We start from the raw sequence: 17,821 nt of genomic DNA, 5'->3' as shown, positions 1-17,821 counted from the left end.
GCAGCTATTCGAACACTGTCGCATGGCGCGGAACGTTACCGTATCGCGATCAGACAACCACTTCGACGCCCTCGCCCGGGGCTTTACCTGACGCCCGTTCGGACTCGAGCGCGTTCTGAAGGATGACGATCGCCGCCGCCTGGTCGATGACAGACCGGCCCTTTTTGGACTTTACGCCCGAGGCGCGCAGCCCCTGACTGGCCGTCACTGTGGTCATCCTCTCGTCGACAAGACGTACCGGAATCGGTGCGACGGCCCCGGCGAACACCTGGGCGAACGCCCTGACCTTGACCGCGGCCGGGCCCTCGCCCCCGTTGAGGGAGCGGGGCAGGCCCACGATGATCTCGATCGGTTCGTACTCGTCGACGATGGCCCGCAGCCGCCGGTGGGCGGCCGGGACGTCGCGTCCCGGCACGGTCTCCACCGGCGTGGCGAGGACCCCGTCGGGGTCGCACGAGGCGACCCCGATCCGGGCGTCCCCGACATCGATCGCCAGGCGACGGCCTCGTCGCATCAGGCGGTCTCTCCGACCAGGCGCTCGACCGCGGCCACGGCGTCGCCGATGGCGTCGGGGTTCTGGCCGCCGCCCTGGGCGACGTCCGGCTTACCGCCACCGCCGCCGCCGAGGGTCTTGGCGGCCGTACGGACCAGGTCGCCGGCCTTGAGACCGCGCTCGCGGGCGGCCTCGTTGGTGGCGATGACGGTCAGCGGGCGGCCGTTGGCCGTGGTGAAGAGCGCCACGACCGCGGGACGGTCGGACGCGATGCGGCCACGTACGTCGAGGACCAGCCTGCGCAGGTCGTCCGCGCCCGTGCCGTCGGGGACCTGGCCGGTGACGACAGCGACCCCGCGCACGTCCTTGGCGCCTGCGGCGAGTCCGGCGGCGGCCTGCAGGACCTTCTCCGCGCGGAACTTCTCGATCTCCTTCTCGGCGTCCTTCAGCTTGCCGAGCATGGTGGAGATCTTCTCAGGGAGCTCGTCGACGCGGCCCTTGACCAGCTCCTGGAGCTGGGCGACGACCGTGTGCTCGCGGGCGAGGAAGTTGTACGCGTCCACGCCGACCAGGGCCTCGATGCGGCGGACGCCGCTGCCGATCGACGATTCGCCGAGCAGCTTCACCAGGCCGAGCTGGGCGGTGTTGTGGACGTGCGTACCGCCGCACAGCTCCTTGGAGAAGTCGCCGATGGTCACGACGCGCACGCGCTCGCCGTACTTCTCGCCGAACTCCGCGATGGCGCCCTGCTTCTTGGCCTCGTCGATCGACATGACCTCGGCGTGCACGTCGAGTTCGTGCGAGAGGACCTCGTTGATCTTCTGCTCGACATCGGTGAGGACACTGCCGGGAACGGCGGCCGGGGAACCGAAGTCGAAGCGGAAGCGGCCGGGCTGGTTCTCCGAACCCGCCTGGGCGGCCGTCGGGCCGAGCGCGTCGCGCAGCGCCTGGTGGGTGAGGTGCGTGGCGGAGTGGGCGCGGGCGATGGCCCGGCGGCGGGTGATGTCGATGGTGGCCTGGGCGGCCGCACCGACCGTGACCTCGCCGACCTGGACGACGCCCCGGTGGACGTACACGCCGGGGACCGGCTTCTGGCAGTCCCGTACCTCGATCACCGCGCCGGAGTCGAGGCGGATACGGCCGGTGTCGCCGACCTGGCCGCCGCCCTCGGCGTAGAACGGGGTGCGGTCGAGGACGATCTCGACCTCGTCGCCCTCGGTGGCGGCCGGGGACGGCACACCGTCGACGAGGATGCCGACGACCGTGGACTCGCCCTGGATGTTGGTGTAACCGATGAAGTCGGTCTCACCGGCGGCGTCCGCGATCTGGCGGTAGCCGGACATGTCGGCGTGGCCGGTCTTCTTGGCCTTGGCGTCGGCCTTGGCGCGGTCCCGCTGCTCGGTCATCAGGCGGCGGAAGCCGTCCTGGTCCACCGAAATGCCCTGTTCGGCGGCCATTTCGAGGGTGAGGTCGATCGGGAAGCCCCACGTGTCGTGGAGCAGGAACGCCTTCTCGCCCGCAAGAACCGTGCCGCCGGCGGCCTTTGTCTCGGTGACGGCGGTGTCGAGGATGTTGGTGCCGCCCTTGAGCGCCTTGAGGAAGGCCGCCTCTTCGGCGAGGGCGACGGTCTCGATGCGCTTGCGGTCGGTGATCAGCTCGGGGTACTGCAGCCCCATCGTGTCGATCACGACGTCGACGAGTTCCTGGACGACCGGACCGGTGGCGCCCATGAGGCGCATGTTGCGGATCGCGCGGCGCATGATGCGGCGCAGGACGTAGCCACGGCCCTCGTTGCCCGGGGTGACACCGTCGCCGATGAGCATCGCGGAGGTGCGGATGTGGTCGGCGACGACGCGCAGCGAGACGTCCGTGCCCTGCGCCGCGCCGTACTGAACGCCCGTCAGCTCGGTGGCCTTGTCCATGACCACGCGCAGGGTGTCGGTCTCGTACATGTTCTGTACGCCCTGCAGGATCATGGCGAGGCGCTCGAGACCCAGACCCGTGTCGATGTTCTTCGACGGCAGGTCGCCGAGGATCTCGAAGTCCTCCTTGCCGTCACCGGCACCGCGCTCGTACTGCATGAAGACCAGGTTCCAGATCTCCACGTAGCGCTCGTCGTTGACGGCAGGGCCGCCCTCGACGCCGAACTCGGGGCCGCGGTCGTAGTTGATCTCCGAGCACGGGCCGCAGGGTCCGGGGACGCCCATGGACCAGAAGTTGTCCTTCTTGCCCAGCCGCTGGATGCGCTCGGCCGGTACGCCGATCTTGTCGCGCCAGATCTGCTCGGCCTCGTCGTCGTCGAGGTAGACCGTGATCCAGAGCTTCTCGGGCTCCAGGCCGAAGCCGCCGTCCGCCACGGAGCTGGTGAGCAGCTCCCAGGCGTAGGAGATGGCGCCTTCCTTGAAGTAGTCGCCGAAGGAGAAGTTGCCGCACATCTGGAAGAACGTGCCGTGGCGGGTGGTCTTGCCGACCTCTTCGATGTCCGGGGTACGGACGCACTTCTGCACGCTGGTGACGCGCGGGGCGGGCGGCTTGACCTCGCCGAGGAAGTACGGCTTGAAGGGGACCATGCCCGCGGGGACAAGCAGCAGAGTCGGGTCGTCCGCGATGAGCGACGCCGAAGGCACGACGGTGTGCCCGCGCTCCTCGTAGAAGCTCAGCCAGCGGCGGCGGATTTCAGCCGACTCCATCAGTGGTCCTCATTCCGGTTGTACGAGTTGAGCGCGTTGCGCGTGTTGAGCGAGTGCTTGGTGTTCTCGAGGGCGGCGAGGCGCCGCTGCGCGGGGAGTTCGGGGTCCGGCGGCGTCTCCAGGCCCAGTGCCTCGCCGAGTTCGGCTTCGCGCTGGGCCATCCCCGCGCGGACGTCGACGGCGAAGTCCCTGAGCCGGTGACCCGCGTCGAGCGCCTTGTTCGCCGCCTGCGCGGCGAGGCTTTCGGGGGTCAGCTGCCTGATCTTGCGGTTGACCTTGGTGGTGGCCCACACACCGGCGGCGGCGCCCGCGGTGAACCAGAACGTACGGCGGAACATCAGCAGGTCAGCCCTTCCGCTTCTTGCGCCGTGCGGCCGGCACGGTACGGCCGACGATCACGGCACGGCGCGAGCGCTCCGGCTCGGCGGCGTCCTTGCGGCTCAGCGCCTGGCGCACCCCGTACCCGAACGCCGCGACCTTGACCAGCGGACCGCCGAAGGTGGAGGCGACCGTGCTCGAGAGCGCCGACGCGTTGGAGGTGACCTCCTGGACGTCCGACGCGATGGCGTCGACCCGGTCGAGCTGGGTCTGCGCGGAACGCACGGCCGCCGAGGCGTCGGCGAGCAGCGGTACGGCCTGGTCGGTCACGTCCGCCACCAGTTTGGTGGTCGCCCTGAGCGTCTGGGCCAGCCTCACCAGCACCACGGCGAGGAAGGAGACCAGGATCGCCCAGAAGACGGCCACCAGGAGGCCGGCCACCTCTCCACCGGACACGTCGCACCGCTCTCTGGTCGTTGGTTTTCGGTCTCCCGAGCCTATCGCGCCGGGGCTCGGGTCCCCTACCCGATTCGCGCTGCCTACGGACCGGTTTACGGGTTGGGATTGTACGGAATGCTTACTTCCCAGTACTCTCCGTGTCTCATGCGACATGGCAATCTTCCGGCAGAACTGAACCAATTCGTGGGGCGCGAGAGCGAACTGGCCGAGCTGGTGTGCCTGTTGAACGACGCGCGCCTGGTGACGGTGGTGGGAGTCGGCGGGGTCGGAAAGACCCGATTCGCCTCGCACGGCGCGGCAAAACTGCAGGAACGGTACTGCGACGGCGTCTGGCTGGCGGAGCTGTCCACCGTGCGCGACCCCGACCTCCTGGAGCACGCGCTGGCCGAGGCGCTGGGACTGACCGACCACACCAGCAGGTCGCCTCGCGACGCACTCCTCGCCCATCTCGAGGAGCGCAGGCTCCTGCTCGTGCTGGACGGCTTCGAGCAACTCGTGGACGCCTGCGCCGAACTGGTGCGGGAGCTGCTCCGCGGCGCCCCGCACCTCCAGGTGCTCGCCGTGGGCCGCCGGCCGCTGCGTATCGACGGCGAGAGCACCTTCCCGCTGGCCCCGATGGTGGACACGGACGCGGTACGCCTCTTCGCCGACCGTGCCGCCGCAGGACAGCCCTCGTTCCGGCTGACGGGCGGCAATCTTCCGCACGTACGGGAACTGTGCCGGCGCCTGGACGGGATCCCGCTCGCCCTGGAGCTGGCCGCGGGGCGGACCGGGGCGCTCTCCGTCGAGCAGTTGCTGCAGCGGCTCGACGACCGGTTCCGGCTGCTGACCGGGGGCAGCCGGGGCGCGCTGCCACGCCATCAGACGCTGCGTACGGCGATCGGCTGGAGCCATGAGCTGTGCACGTCCGAGCAACGGCTGCTGTGGGCGCGGCTCTCCGTCTTCAGCGGGCAGTTCGACCTGGAGGCGGTCGAGTACATCTGCGGCGGACCCGATCTGCCTGCGGAGCAGATCCTCGATGTTCTCGGCGAGCTGCTCGCCCAGTCCCTGGTGGTGCCCGAGGACGGTCCGGCGGGACGGCGCTACCGGATGCTGGACACGGTCAGGGAGTACGGCGGCGAGTGGCTCGCGGCGACGGGTGACACCGACCGGCTGCGGCGGCGCCACCGCGACTGGTACCTGGGTCTGGCGACCTGGTGCGAACTGGACTGGTTCAGCCCGCGCCAGTCCGAAGTGGCCGCACGCATCGACAGCGAGCTGCCCAATCTGCGGACCGCGATGGAGTGTTCGCTTGAGTTCCCCGGCGACGAACATCTGGCGCAGTACCTCGCCGGCACGCTCTGGTTCTACTGGGCCGGCTGCGGCCGGCTCTCCGAAGGCAGGCACTGGCTCGTCCAGGTGCTCGAAGCCGAATCCTCCCGCGACACGTCACGGCTCAAGGCGTTGTGGGTGCTGGGGTACGTGGCGGTGCTGCAGGGGGACGCGGTCGCGGCGGTGGCCGCCCTGCAGGAGTGCCTCGAGGAGGCCGAACAGGCCGGGGACGCGACGGCGGCCGCGTACGCACTGCACAGGACCGGCTGTCTGGCGCTGGTCACCGACGACATGGAACGCGCGGAGCAGCTGATGCGGCAGGCGATCGCGCGCTACGGGGAGATCGGCGAGCTCAACAGCAATGTGCTGATGGCTCAGGTCGAACTGGCGATGGCGGTGGCCTTCCGCGGCGATGTGCCGCAGGCGGCCGCGATCTGCGAGGAGGTCGTGGCGGTCTGCGAGGACCACGGGGAGCGCTGGACGCTGGCCTACGCGCTGTACGTACTGGGCTATGCGCACTGGACGCGCGGGGAGATGGGCCGGTCCAGGGAGCTGCTCACCGAGTGCCTGGTCATCAACCACGCCTTCAACGATCTGCTCGGCACGGTGCTCGCCCTGGAGGTGCTGGCGCTGGTCACTCTGGAGGAGGGCGATGCCACGGAGGCCGCGCTGCTGCAGGGTGCCGCGGAGCGGATCTGGCCCTCGGTCGGGCTGCCGCTCTTCGGTTCGGCCTACTACAGCGGTCCGCACGTGCTGTGCGAGGAGCGGGCCCGCGAGGAGCTGGGCGACGGTTCGTACGAGCGGATCCGGCGCGAGGGCGCCCTGCTGGAGGCGGACGACGCGGTGGCCCGTGCCGTGCACGGGCCCCTGCGACGCGAGAACCCGCCGGCCCCTGCTCCGCAAGGAGCGAGGGGACGACGGGTCGACGTGGTGCTGAAAGCCTCGGAAAGCCCCGAGCTACGTCCGGATCAGCGGGCGTAGTACTCGACGACCAGCTGCTCGTCGCAGATGACCGGGATTTCCTTGCGGTTCGGGTCGCGGTCCAGGCGGAAGGCCAGGGCCTTCAGGTTCACCTGGAGGTAGCGCGGGGTCTCGCCGTCCGTGTCGTAGCCACCCTCACGGGCGACCTGGAACGGGACCTTCTCGCGGCTGCGCTCGCGGACCATCACGACGTCGTCGGGACGGACACGGAACGACGGCTTGTCGACCTTGCCACCGTTGACCTGGATGTGACCGTGAACGACCATCTGGCGGGCCTGGTAGATCGTGCGGGCGATGCCCGAACGAAGGACCAGCGCGTCGAGGCGGCGCTCGAGCTCGACGACCAGCGCCTCGCCCGTCTTGCCGCCGGCCTTCTTGGCGCGGTCGTAGGCACGCGCCATCTGGCGCTCGCTGATGTCGTACTGGGCGCGCAGACGCTGCTTCTCGAGCAGACGGACCTTGTAGTCCGAGTTCTGCTTGCGGCCACGGCCGTGCTCGCCCGGCGGGTAGGGGCGGGACTCGAAGTACTTGACAGCCTTCGGCGTCAGGGCGATGCCGAGCGCGCGAGACTTCTTGACCTTGGGACGCGACTGGTTAGGCACGTTCTCCAGACCTCCATAGTTGGGTTAGGTTAGGCTCACCTTACTCAAGGAGATCGCATGTCTCGCCCTGGGAACACCACACACGTCACGGACAACACGACAGAATCGACGCACACAGAAGGCGTCGATATGACGGAGGACCGATCAGATCGTGGTCAGCCGCGTCCCAGCGGGCTTGAAAACACTCAGATGCCGTCAGCAGCTGAGCGCACACGAACTCTCGTACAGAGTACCTGCTCCGCCGTACTGCTCGTGACCGGCCTAGAACCGGCCCACCCCTGGCAGGCCGTCCCTGAGTCCAGGAGGGTCGGACCCGAGGGGGATCTGTTCCTGGAATTCCCCGCGGACTCCCCCGTCGTACGGGCCGCGACCCACGCCCAGGACGACGAACTGACCGCTGTGCTGGAGATCACGGACGTCGCCCCGGTCTCGGTCCCCCATCGTATCCGCGGCCGCGCCCGGGTCTCCGGCTGGCTCACCTCCGTGCCCGGCATGGCCGAGCCCGGCCGGATGATACTGCGGCTGGAGACCGCGGAGGCGTACGTCGACGATCTGTGGGGAGCGGGCGGCGTCGAGCCCGAGGAACTGCGGGACGCCGCCGCGGATCCGCTGGCCGTACACGAGGCGGAACTCCTGCAGCACCTGCACGCCGCCCACGGCGAGCAGGTGCAGACCCTGTGCACGCTGCTCGGCGAGCGCGTCGGCGCTCAGGGGAACGTGGTGCCCGTGGCGCTCGACCGGTTCGGGCTGCGGGTGCGGTGCACCGGCGCGGAGTGCTTCGACGCCCGGTTCGACTTCCCCGAACCGGTACGGGACGTGGCGGAGCTCCGCCATGCCATGCACACGCTCTTCGAGGCGGCGGCCAGGTAGGTCACTTCGGGCAGGTGGCCAGCATGTCCTGGAGCGCGGCCTTCTCCGGCGGCGTCACGGCCAGCCGGTACCTGGTCTTGATGCCCGTGTAGCGCTCCGCGTAGGCGCACCAGTACTCCTTGCGCGGTTTCCACTTGTCGGCGGTCTTGCTGCTCTTCTCGTAGTTGGCCTGTTTGTCGACGGCGAGCAGGACGTCCAGGTCGTTGGCGTACTCAAGACGCTTCTGCGGCGTCCAGGCCCAGGCGCCGCCCCGCCAGGCCGCGCCCAGCGCGACGACATGGTCGGTCTGGATCTGGGAGGCGCGGCGGTAGGAGTACGGGTGTTCCTTGCCCGTGTACGGATCGTGCAGGACGCCGGAGAGCACCACACAGGGGTTGCGGTCGCCCTGCCTCATGTCCGTCAGGTCCCGCCGCAGGACGTCGTCCCGGGTGTCGCAGCCGTTGCGCCCACCGGGTGCGTCCGTCGCGTCCGACCAGGTCTTGCCGAACTCCTCGCGCTTGTACGTCTCCCAGTGCTGACCCCAGGCGACCGTCAGCCGGGCCAGGCCTGCGCGGGCCTGCGCGGGGGAAGGCGGGAAGCCGGGGCTGACCAGCGGGACCGCGGAGACCGGGCCCGTGTCCGGCATGCCACCGCCGACCGCGTGGCAGCCGGTCGCGGCGACGGCGCCGACCAGCGCGACGACGGCGGGGAGCAGGGCGCGAGGGGCCATGATCCGGAGCGTAGGCCCGCTCGGTCAGTGGCGCCCGTCGGCGGGGCTCTCCCCGCTCAGCCGCTCGCGCACCTTCTCGACGACGTCGGCATAGCGGGCCTCCGCGCCGTAACGGGTGGGCGTGTAGTAGCGCTTTCCCTTGACCTCGTCCGGGGCGTACTGCTGGGCGGCGATCCCGCCCGGGACGTCGTGCGGATAGACATAACCCTGGGCGTGGCCGAGCTTGGCGGCGCCCTTGTAGTGGCCGTCGCGCAGATGCGGCGGGACGGCCCCCGCCAGACCGTTGCGCACATCTGCCTGCGCGGCGGAGATCGCCATGGTCGCCGCGTTCGACTTGGGTGCCAGGGCGAGCGCGATCGTGGCGTGCGAGAGGGTGAGTGCGGCCTCGGGGAAGCCGATCATGGCGACGGCCTGGGCCGCGGCGACCGCGAGGGGCAGCGCGGTCGGGTCGGCGAGGCCGATGTCCTCGCTGGCCGAGATCATCAGCCGCCGGGCGATGAAGCGGGGATCCTCGCCCGCCTCGATCATCCGCGCCAGATAGTGCAGGGCCGCGTCCACGTCGGAGCCGCGGATCGACTTGATCAGGGCGCTCGCCACGTCGTAGTGCTGGTCCCCGTCGCGGTCGTACTTCACCGCCGCACGGTCGACCGTCTCCTCCAGCGTCTCCAGGGTGATCTCCGGATCGCCCTTGGAGATGGCGGCCCCCGCGGCGGCCTCCAGGGCCGTCAGCGCGCGGCGGGCGTCACCGCCCGAGATCCGCAGGAGGTGCGCCTCGGCGTCCTCGGCCAGCGTGACCGCGCCGCCCAGACCGCGCTCCTCGGTGAGGGCCCGGTGCATCAGGGAGCGCAGGTCGTCGTCGGTGAGCGACTCCAGCGTGAGCAGCAGGGAGCGCGAGAGGAGCGGCGAGATGATCGAGAAGTACGGGTTCTCGGTGGTCGCCGCGATGAGCGTGACCCAGCGGTTCTCGACCGCCGGGAGCAGCGAGTCCTGCTGGGCCTTGGAGAAACGGTGGATCTCGTCGAGGAAGAGGACGGTCTCCTTGCCGTAACCGCCCGAGGCCCTGCGGGCGCCGTCGATGACCGCCCTGACCTCCTTGACGCCCGCGGTGATCGCCGACAGCTCGACGAAGCGCTTCTGGGTGGCCCGGCTGACGACATAGGCGAGGGTCGTCTTGCCGATGCCCGGCGGACCCCAGAGGAGCACCGACGAGGGGCCTGCCGGTCCGCCGCTCCCCTCGCCCACCAGGCGGCGCAGCGGAGAGCCCGGCTTCAGCAGATGCTGCTGGCCGACGACCTCGTCGAGGGTGCGCGGACGCATCCGTACGGCCAGCGGACTGCTGGACGGGTCCTTCTCCTGGCGTTCTTCGGCTGCGGCGGTGAAGAGATCGGGTTCCACCCAGGAACCCTAGCTGGTCCAGAAGTCCCACCAGCGGGTCAGGATCAGCATCCCGATGATGCCGACGTGCAGCACGGGCACGACCCAGGTGAACTCGGAGAAGAAGCTCCGCAGCCAGGACGGGGCGGGCAGGTGCCCCTTGCGGACGTTGTACGAGGTGACGTACCAGAACATGGTGATCGTGGCGACCCACGCGAGGCAGCACCAGAGGCAGAGCGAGTTGATGTTGTAGAGCGACTCGTACTGGAGCCAGGAGACGAAGCCGACGCCGAAGAGGCACCCCGCGTTGAAGGTGAGCCAGTACCAGCGGCCGAAGCGGCCGCCGGCCAGCAGGCTCATCCCGACACAGATCACCATGCCGTACGCGACCAGGCCCATCATCGGGTTCGGGAAGCCGAAGGCCGACGCCTGGTCGCTCTTCATGATGTTGCCGCAGGAGACCACCGGGTTGAGGCTGCAGCCCGGGGTGAAGTTCGGGTCCTCGAGCAGCTTGAACTTGTCGATGGTGATCACCCACGCGGCGAGCAGTCCGGCCGCCCCCGTGATCACCAGCAACCAGGCGAAGGCGCGGCTCCCGCCGGTCCTGCGTCCCTGGTCCTCGGACGCCTCATCCACCGCTGTCGTCGTCATATCGCCGATCCGTGTTCCTGTGACCTGCCGGGCCCGGTTATTCTGCCGCACCGGCCGCCGTGTCCGCCGTTCGGTGGACATAAGCACGCACTCCCGGTCCCTCCGGCCTGTTCAACTCCGCGGAGGACCCGGCGACATGAGATCGCTCACGGTGCACGGACGCGGACTGCGCCGGAACCGCGGCGAAGTGGCCGCCGCAGACGGACTGGCCTGGGCTTTCGTCAGGGCGGGAGCCGCCGCCTGCGGGACGCGGGCGCCTGCGGGACGCGGGCGCAGTGTCCTTTCTGCGCCCGCGTCCCGCCCCCGTGCACCGCGCGCGGCGCTCACGCGTCGAAATCATGTAGCAGGACGAATCCGCGCCCGCCGCGTTGACGCGACGCGATGCGGAAGTGCCCCGGACAGGTGTCCTGTCCGGGGCACTTCTGGATGCGTGTCAGCCGAGGCGGGAGCGTACGGCCTCGACGATGCCCTCCAGCGGGAGGGCGGTCTGCTCACCGGACTCCATGTCCTTGAACTGGACGACGCCCTCGGCGAGATCGCGCTCGCCCGCGACGATCGTGTAGCGCGCGCCGGAGCGGTTCGCCGACTTCATCGCGCCCTTGAGGCCGCGGCCTCCGAAGGCGAAGTCCGTGGCGATCCCGGCCTTGCGCAGCTCGGTGACCACGCCGAAGAGGATCCGACGGGCCTCCTCGCCGAGCGGCACCGCGAACACGCTGGTGGTGGCGGGCACTTCGAGCTCCACGCCCTCCGCCTCCAGCGCCAGCACCGTACGGTCCACGCCGAGCGCCCAGCCCACCGACGGGAGCGCCGGGCCACCGATCATCTCCGAGAGACCGTCGTAGCGGCCGCCGCCGCCGACCGCGGACTGCGAGCCGAGTCCGTCGTGGACGAACTCGAAGGTCGTACGCGTGTAGTAGTCGAGGCCGCGCACCAGCTTCTCGTCGTCCTCGAAGACCACGCCCGCAGCGGTGATCAACGCGCGTACCTCCTCGTGGTACGCCTTGCACGCGTCACACAGGAAGTCGCGCAGCACCGGAGCACCGACCAGCTGCTTCTGTACGTCGGCCCGCTTGTCGTCAAGCACCCGCAGCGGGTTGATCTCGGCCCTGCGACGGGTCTCCTCGTCGAGGTCGAGGTCGCGCAGGAAGCCCTGGAGCGCCTCGCGGTAGACCGGACGGCACTCCTTGTCGCCCAGCGAGTTGAGCAGGATCCGGAAGTTCCGCAGCCCGAGCGTCCGGTACGCCTGGTCGGCCAGGATGATCAGCTCGGCGTCCAGCGCCGGGTCCTCCGCACCGATCGCCTCGGCACCGACCTGCGAGAAGTGGCGGTAGCGACCCTTCTGCGGGCGCTCGTAGCGGTAGTACGAGCCGGAGTACCAGAGCTTGACGGGCAGGTTGCCGAGCTTGTGGAGGTTGGCCTCCAGCGCCGCGCGCAGCACGGACGCGGTGCCCTCGGGACGGAGCGCGAGCTTGTCGCCGCCGCGCGTCTCGAAGGAGTACATCTCCTTGGACACGATGTCGGTGGACTCCCCGACACCGCGGGAGAAGAGCTCGACGTTCTCGAAGCCGGGCGTCTCGATATAGCCGTAACCGGAATTCCTCAGCGGCGCGGCAATCGCCTCACGCACCGCAAGGAACTTCGCGGAATCCGGCGGGAGCAGGTCGTACGTGCCCTTGGGGGCCTGGAAAGTACTCACGGAAGAAACGTCACATTCCTCGTCGGGGAGCGGCCAGTCCCTGCAGGTAGGGGTTGGTGGCGCGCTCACGGCCGATGGTCGTCTGCTGGTTGTGGCCGGGCAGGACCACGGTCGAGTCGTCGAGCGGCAGGCACACACGGGCCAGCGACTCGAGCATCTCGGCGTGGGAGCCGCCCGGGAAGTCGGTGCGTCCGATGGAGCCGGCGAAGAGCAGGTCGCCCGAGAAGAGGATCTGCGGGATGTCCGCGGCCTCGGGCAGTCTGAAAGTCACCGACCCCTTGGTATGTCCGGGCGCGTGCGAGACGGTGAGTTCCATGCCGGCGAGCCTCAGCTCCGTACCGTCGGCCAGTTCCCTGACGTCCGCCGGCTCCCCCACGGTCAGCTCGCCCATCAGCGGCATGCCGATGGTGCGGCCGATGCCCTTCTCGGGGTCGCTCATCATGAACCGGTCGGCGGGGTGGATCCACGCCGGTACGTCGTGCGCTCCGCACACCGGGACGACAGAGGCCACGTGGTCGATGTGGCCATGGGTGAGGACGACCGCCACAGGCTTGAGCCGATGCTTCTTGAGCGCGTCCTCGACACCCTGGGCCGCCTGGTGGCCCGGGTCGATGATCACGCACTCCTCGCCTGCGGCGGGGGCAACCACATAACAATTGGTGCCCCAGGCCCCGGCGGGGAACCCGGCAATGAGCACGATCGTCCTTAAATGTCGGGGCGGTGGGAGATTGCAGCAGATCAGAGCCTACCGGCGCTGCTCATCACACAGCGAACCCATATACGGTACGGGCTAACTCAGCCAGGACCCGTTCACGAGACGCACGAGGAGTACACCGGTGGTCAGCAGCGATCAGCGGCGGCGCCAGCTCGCCCGAGAGAAGTTCGAGCGGCAGCAGCAGCGCCGCGCAACGGCCCAGCGCAAGACCCGCCAGCGCACCGCGGTGATCGCCGCGGTCGTCGCCGTGGTGGTCGCGGCCGGTGCCACGGCGTTCGCGACGGGAGCTTTCAAGAGCGACGGTACGAAGAAGAGCGCGGACGCCGCCCCGTCCGCCACGCCCTCGCCCTCGGCGACCAAGCCCGCGGCACCCGAGCCCGCGATGGCGATCGACAAGTCGGCGAAGTACACCTTCACGCTCAAGACGAACCAGGGCGACATCGCGCTGGCCATGGACGCGAAGAAGACGCCGCACACCGTCAACTCCTTCAAGTCGCTGGCGGACAAGGGCTTCTTCAACAAGACGAAGTGCCACCGTCTGACCACGAGCGGCATCTACGTACTGCAGTGCGGCGACCCCAAGGGCGACGGCACGGGCGGTCCCGGCTACACGATTCCCGACGAGAACCTGACCGCGTACGGCAAGGCGGGCTCCGACGGGACGGTCACCTACCCGGCGGGGACGGTGGCGATGGCCAACACCGGCCAGGCGCACACCGGCGGCAGCCAGTTCTTCCTGGTCTTCAAGGACAGCAAGCTGCCCCCGACCTACACCCCGTTCGGGACGATCGACGCGGCGGGCCTGAAGACGGTCAAGGACGTGGCAGCGGCCGGAGTCACCGGCGGAGCGGCCGACGGTGCGCCGAAGAAGGCGGTCACCATCTCGAAGGCCACTGTCAGCAAGTCCTGATTCGGGATATCGGGATGGACGGGATGCGGACAGCCACCCCGCCGTTCGCCTATGTTGGCGGTGTGCAGGGCGCATGTGGCCCAGCCGAAGAAACTGTGGACGATGCCCGGGGGCCGAACAGTCCTCGCAGGCATCATGTGGATGGAGGCGCTGTGAGCAGCGACCCGTGGGGCCGTGTCGACGAGACAGGCACCGTATACGTGCGTACTGCCGATGGCGAGAAGGTCGTCGGTTCGTGGCAGGCAGGTTCTCCCGAGGAGGCTCTGGCCTACTTCGAGCGCAAATACGAGGGCCTGGTGGTCGAGATCGGCCTCCTCGAGCGGCGGGTGAAGACCACCGACCTGTCGGCGAAGGACGCCCAGACCGCCATCGATCATCTGCGTGGGCAGGTCGAGGAGCATCACTCCGTCGGCGATCTCGAAGCGCTGCGCAAGCGGCTCGACGGGCTGGTCACGACGGTCGACGCGCGCCGTGAGGAGCGCAAGGTCGAGAAGGCCAAGCAGACCGACGAGGCGAAGGTCGCCAAGGAGGCGCTGGTCGTCGAGGCCGAGGAGCTGGCGCAGAGCGACCAGTGGCGGTCGGCAGGCGAGCGCCTGCGCGCGCTGGTGGACACCTGGAAGGGCCTTCCGAGGCTCGACCGCAAGTCCGACGACGAGCTGTGGCACCGCTTCTCGCACGCCCGCTCGGCGTTCTCCAAGCGTCGCAAGGCGCACTTCGCGTCGCTGGACGCCCAGCGCGAGGACGCCCGCAAGGCCAAGGAGAAGCTGGTCGTGGAGGCCGAGTCGCTGTCCGGCTCGACCGACTGGGGTGCGACGGCGGCCCGATACCGCGATCTGATGACCGAGTGGAAGGCGGCGGGCCGCGCCCAGCGCGAGTCCGAGGACGATCTGTGGAACCGCTTCCGCGGCGCCCAGGACGTGTTCTTCGCCGCCCGCAGCGAGGTCTTCGCGGAGCGCGACGCCGAGCAGACCGAGAACCTGACGCTGAAGGAGGAGCTCACGGCCGAGGCCGAAAAGCTCCTTCCGGTACGGGATCTCAAGGCGGCCAGGGCCGCTTTCCGTGCGCTCAACGAGCGCTGGGAGGCCATCGGTCACGTACCGCGCGACGCCCGTCCCAAGGTCGAGGGGCGGATGCACACGGTGGAGCGTGCGCTGCAGGAGGCCGAGGAGTCCGAGTGGCGCCGTACGAACCCGGAGGCGCGTGCGCGTGCCGCGGGTCTGACGGGTCAGCTGCAGGACGCGGTCGACAAGCTGCGGACGCAGATCGACACGGCGCGTACGGCGGGCAACAACTCCAGGGCCGACAAGCTGGCGCGGGAGCTCGAGGGCCGGCAGGCGCTGCTCGACCAGGCGCTCAAGGGTCTGGAAGAGTTCGGCGGCTGAGCAGCCGACAGGACGCACAGGGCGGCCCCGGTACGGAATTCCGTACCGGGGCCGCCCTGTCTGCTGTTGCGGTCCGGCCGGCTACGGGCGCCGCGCCGAGGTGACCCGGTAGACGTCGTAGACGCCCTCCACGCCCCGTACCGCCTTCAGGACGTGGCCGAGGTGCTTCGGGTCGCCCATTTCGAAGGTGAAGCGCGAGGTGGCCACCCGGTCCCGGGAGGTCTGTACGGCCGCCGAGAGGATGTTGACGTGCTGGTCGGACAGGATCCGGGTGACGTCGGAGAGCAGCCGGGAGCGGTCGAGGGCCTCGACCTGGATGGCGACCAGGAAGACCGAGGACTGGGTCGGCGCCCATTCCACTTCGAGGACCCGCTCGGGCTCCTGGGACAGCGAGTCGACGTTGACGCAGTCCGCGCGGTGCACGGAGACGCCGCTGCCGCGGGTGACGAAGCCCATGATCGGGTCGCCGGGGACGGGTGTGCAGCAGCGGGCCAGCTTGACCCACACGTCGTCGACGCCCTTGACGACCACGCCGGGGTCGGCGTTGGCGCGGCGCTTGCTGCGGCCCCGGGAGGGCGGCGCGCTCTCCTCCATGTCCTCGTTGGCCGCGTCCTCGCCGCCGAGGGCCTGGACGAGCTTCTGGACGATGCTCTGCGCGGTCACATGGCCTTCGCCGATCGCCGCGTACAGCGAGGAGATGTCCGGGTAGCGCATCTCGTGGGCGAGCGTGACGAACGAGTCCCCGGTGAGGATCCGCTGGATCGGCAGGTTCTGCTTGCGCATGGCGCGCGCGATGGAGTCCTTGCCCTGCTCGATCGCCTCGTCGCGGCGCTCCTTGGAGAACCAGGCGCGGATCTTGTTGCGCGCCCGCGGCGACTTGACGAAGCCGAGCCAGTCGCGGGAGGGTCCCGCGCCGGCCGCCTTGGAGGTGAAGACCTCCACCAGATCGCCGTTGTCCAGGGTGGATTCGAGCGGTACGAGCCGCCCGTTGACCCGTGCTCCTATGGTCCGGTGGCCGACCTCGGTGTGGACGGCGTACGCGAAGTCGACCGGGGTGGCCCCTGCCGGAAGCGCTATGACGTCGCCCTTGGGCGTGAAGACGAAGACTTCGTTGCGCGACAGGTCGAAGCGGAGCGACTCCAGGAACTCCGAGGGGTCCTCGGTCTCCTTCTGCCAGTCCAGCAACTGGCGCAGCCACGCCATGTCGTTGACCGCGTCGTCCTCGTGCCGGGGGACGTCGGTGCGGACCTTGGAGGTGCCGGCGACGGCTTCCTGCTTGTACTTCCAGTGCGCGGCGATGCCGTACTCGGCACGGCGGTGCATGTCGAAGGTGCGGATCTGGAGCTCGACGGGCTTGCCGTTGGGTCCGATGACCGTCGTGTGCAGCGACTGGTACATGTTGAACTTGGGCATCGCGATGTAGTCCTTGAACCGGCCGGGGACCGGATTCCATCGCGCGTGGACGGTGCCGAGCGCCGCGTAGCAGTCGCGGACGGTGTCGACGAGGACGCGGATGCCCACCAGGTCGTAGATCTCGGCGAAGTCGCGGCCTCGCACGATCATCTTCTGGTAGACGCTGTAGTAGTGCTTGGGGCGTCCGGTGACGGTCGCCTTGATGCGGGCCGCGCGCAGGTCCGACTGCACCTCGTCGGTCACTATGGCGAGGTACTCGTCACGCTTGGGGGCCCGTTCGGCGACGAGGCGCACGATCTCGTCGTACATCTTGGGGTAGAGGATCGCGAAGGCGAGGTCCTCCAGCTCCCACTTGATGGTGTTCATGCCCAGCCGGTGGGCCAGGGGCGCGTAGATCTCAAGCGTCTCGCGGGCCTTCTTCTCCTGCTTCTCCCGCTTGAGGTAGCGCATGGTGCGCATGTTGTGGAGGCGGTCGGCGAGCTTGATGACCAGGACGCGCGGGTCCTTGGCCATGGCGACGACCATCTTGCGTACGGTCTCGGCCTGCGCGGCCTCGCCGAACTTGACCTTGTCGAGCTTGGTGACGCCGTCGACGAGCAGCGCGACCTGGTCGCCGAAGTCGCGGCGCAGGGTGTCCAGGCCGTACTCGGTGTCTTCCACGGTGTCGTGCAGCAGCCCGGCCATCAGGGTCGCCGGGTCCATACCGAGCTCGGCGAGGATCGTGGTGACCGCGAGGGGGTGGGTGATGTACGGGTCGCCGCTCTTGCGCTTCTGGCCCCGGTGCCAGCGCTCGGCGACCTGGTACGCGCGCTCGATCTGGCGCAGCGTGGTGGTCTCGATCTTGGGGTCGTTGCCGCGGACGGCCCGCAGGAGGGGTTCGAGGACGGGGTTGTACGGGGAGGAGCGCTGGACGCCGAGCCTGGCGAGCCGGGCGCGTACCCGGTTCGACGATCCGCCGCCGGTGCGCGTGGCCGGGCTCTGGGCGGCGGGCTTGGCGGCGGAGAGCGGGGCCGTGCCTCCCGCGCGCACCGGTGCGTCCGCGGGCCTGGGCTTGTCCGCGGACGGCTCGGGGGGCGTGGTGGGGGCCGCAGCGGGCTTGTTCTCCGGCTGGTCGGGCTGCGCGGCGGCTGCGGGCTGGGCCTCGTCTGGCAAGAGCGCTCCTCGTGCGGGTCCGGGTCCCCCGGTCAGGTCCGGAAGAACCCATGGTATCGACCCCTGGCTGTGAGCTCGCCCTGGGCCGGTCCGCG

Annotated in this window: 15 protein-coding genes; 4 read left to right on the top strand and 11 right to left on the bottom strand. The window is 69.5% G+C overall.

What is annotated here, in order from left to right:
• Positions 1-49 precede the first annotated feature (49 nt).
• From ruvX to J0695_RS08585, 4 genes are read right to left on the bottom strand one after another with little or no spacing between them, the layout of a single operon-like run.
• On the bottom strand, positions 50-514 hold the full coding sequence (ruvX, locus tag J0695_RS08600; RefSeq protein WP_206961279.1) for a Holliday junction resolvase RuvX: 465 nt from the start codon (positions 512-514) through the stop codon (positions 50-52).
• Positions 514-3,183, bottom strand: a complete 2,670-nt coding sequence (alaS, locus tag J0695_RS08595; protein ID WP_206961278.1) for an alanine--tRNA ligase — start codon at positions 3,181-3,183, stop codon at positions 514-516. The genes ruvX and alaS overlap by 1 nt, the downstream gene beginning before the upstream one ends.
• Complete coding sequence (locus J0695_RS08590) at positions 3,183-3,521, bottom strand: DUF6167 family protein (protein WP_206961277.1); 339 nt, start codon at positions 3,519-3,521, stop codon at positions 3,183-3,185. Before J0695_RS08590 ends, alaS begins: the two co-directional genes overlap by 1 nt.
• Positions 3,522-3,528: 7 nt before the next feature.
• A complete protein-coding gene (locus J0695_RS08585) occupies positions 3,529-3,957 on the bottom strand; it encodes a DUF948 domain-containing protein (protein ID WP_206961276.1) in 429 nt (142 codons plus the stop codon).
• 117 nt (positions 3,958-4,074) lie between these two features.
• Between J0695_RS08585 and J0695_RS08580 the strand changes: the two genes are divergently transcribed.
• Positions 4,075-6,252 (top strand): ATP-binding protein, encoded by a 2,178-nt coding sequence (locus J0695_RS08580; RefSeq protein WP_206961275.1) that lies wholly within the window; start codon positions 4,075-4,077, stop codon positions 6,250-6,252.
• Here the strand turns inward: J0695_RS08580 and rpsD are convergent.
• Positions 6,240-6,854 (bottom strand): 30S ribosomal protein S4, encoded by a 615-nt coding sequence (rpsD, locus tag J0695_RS08575; RefSeq protein ID WP_206961274.1) that lies wholly within the window; start codon positions 6,852-6,854, stop codon positions 6,240-6,242. The two genes, J0695_RS08580 and rpsD, sit on opposite strands and share 13 nt — an antisense overlap.
• A gap of 189 nt (positions 6,855-7,043) precedes the next feature.
• On the opposite strand from rpsD, the gene J0695_RS08570 reads away from it, so the two are divergent.
• Positions 7,044-7,724 (top strand): DUF2470 domain-containing protein, encoded by a 681-nt coding sequence (locus J0695_RS08570; protein WP_206961273.1) that lies wholly within the window; start codon positions 7,044-7,046, stop codon positions 7,722-7,724.
• Position 7,725: 1 nt separating this feature from the next.
• On the opposite strand, the gene J0695_RS08565 is transcribed toward J0695_RS08570, so the two are convergent.
• The 5 genes from J0695_RS08565 to J0695_RS08545 form a co-directional block, all read right to left on the bottom strand.
• Positions 7,726-8,433 (bottom strand): HNH endonuclease family protein, encoded by a 708-nt coding sequence (locus tag J0695_RS08565; protein ID WP_206961272.1) that lies wholly within the window; start codon positions 8,431-8,433, stop codon positions 7,726-7,728.
• A gap of 24 nt (positions 8,434-8,457) precedes the next feature.
• Positions 8,458-9,828, bottom strand: coding sequence for a replication-associated recombination protein A (locus J0695_RS08560; protein ID WP_206961271.1), 1,371 nt, complete (start codon positions 9,826-9,828; stop codon positions 8,458-8,460).
• A gap of 9 nt (positions 9,829-9,837) precedes the next feature.
• Entirely contained in the window at positions 9,838-10,458 is a 621-nt protein-coding gene (locus J0695_RS08555; RefSeq protein WP_206961270.1) for a vitamin K epoxide reductase family protein, read from the bottom strand.
• A 433-nt stretch (positions 10,459-10,891) separates the two neighbouring features.
• Complete coding sequence (gene hisS, locus J0695_RS08550; RefSeq protein ID WP_206961269.1) at positions 10,892-12,154, bottom strand: histidine--tRNA ligase; 1,263 nt, start codon at positions 12,152-12,154, stop codon at positions 10,892-10,894.
• A gap of 10 nt (positions 12,155-12,164) precedes the next feature.
• Positions 12,165-12,851, bottom strand: a complete 687-nt coding sequence (locus J0695_RS08545; protein ID WP_206961268.1) for an MBL fold metallo-hydrolase — start codon at positions 12,849-12,851, stop codon at positions 12,165-12,167.
• Between the two features lie 139 nt (positions 12,852-12,990).
• On the opposite strand from J0695_RS08545, the gene J0695_RS08540 reads away from it, so the two are divergent.
• Together J0695_RS08540 and J0695_RS08535 are read left to right on the top strand one after the other, a co-directional pair.
• Positions 12,991-13,779: a peptidylprolyl isomerase gene (locus J0695_RS08540; protein ID WP_206961267.1), complete on the top strand. Its 789-nt coding sequence runs from the start codon at positions 12,991-12,993 to the stop codon at positions 13,777-13,779.
• Between the two features lie 152 nt (positions 13,780-13,931).
• On the top strand, positions 13,932-15,161 hold the full coding sequence (locus J0695_RS08535) for a DUF349 domain-containing protein (protein ID WP_206961266.1): 1,230 nt from the start codon (positions 13,932-13,934) through the stop codon (positions 15,159-15,161).
• A gap of 81 nt (positions 15,162-15,242) precedes the next feature.
• Here J0695_RS08535 and J0695_RS08530 read toward each other — a convergent pair whose 3' ends face one another.
• Positions 15,243-17,726, bottom strand: a complete 2,484-nt coding sequence (locus J0695_RS08530; RefSeq protein WP_206961265.1) for a RelA/SpoT family protein — start codon at positions 17,724-17,726, stop codon at positions 15,243-15,245.
• Between the last annotated feature and the right edge of the window lie 95 nt (positions 17,727-17,821).

Source organism: Streptomyces beijiangensis (assembly GCF_017315755.1).
GTDB lineage: Bacteria > Actinomycetota > Actinomycetes > Streptomycetales > Streptomycetaceae > Streptomyces > Streptomyces beijiangensis.
This window is presented reverse-complemented; position numbering and strand designations above follow the sequence as displayed.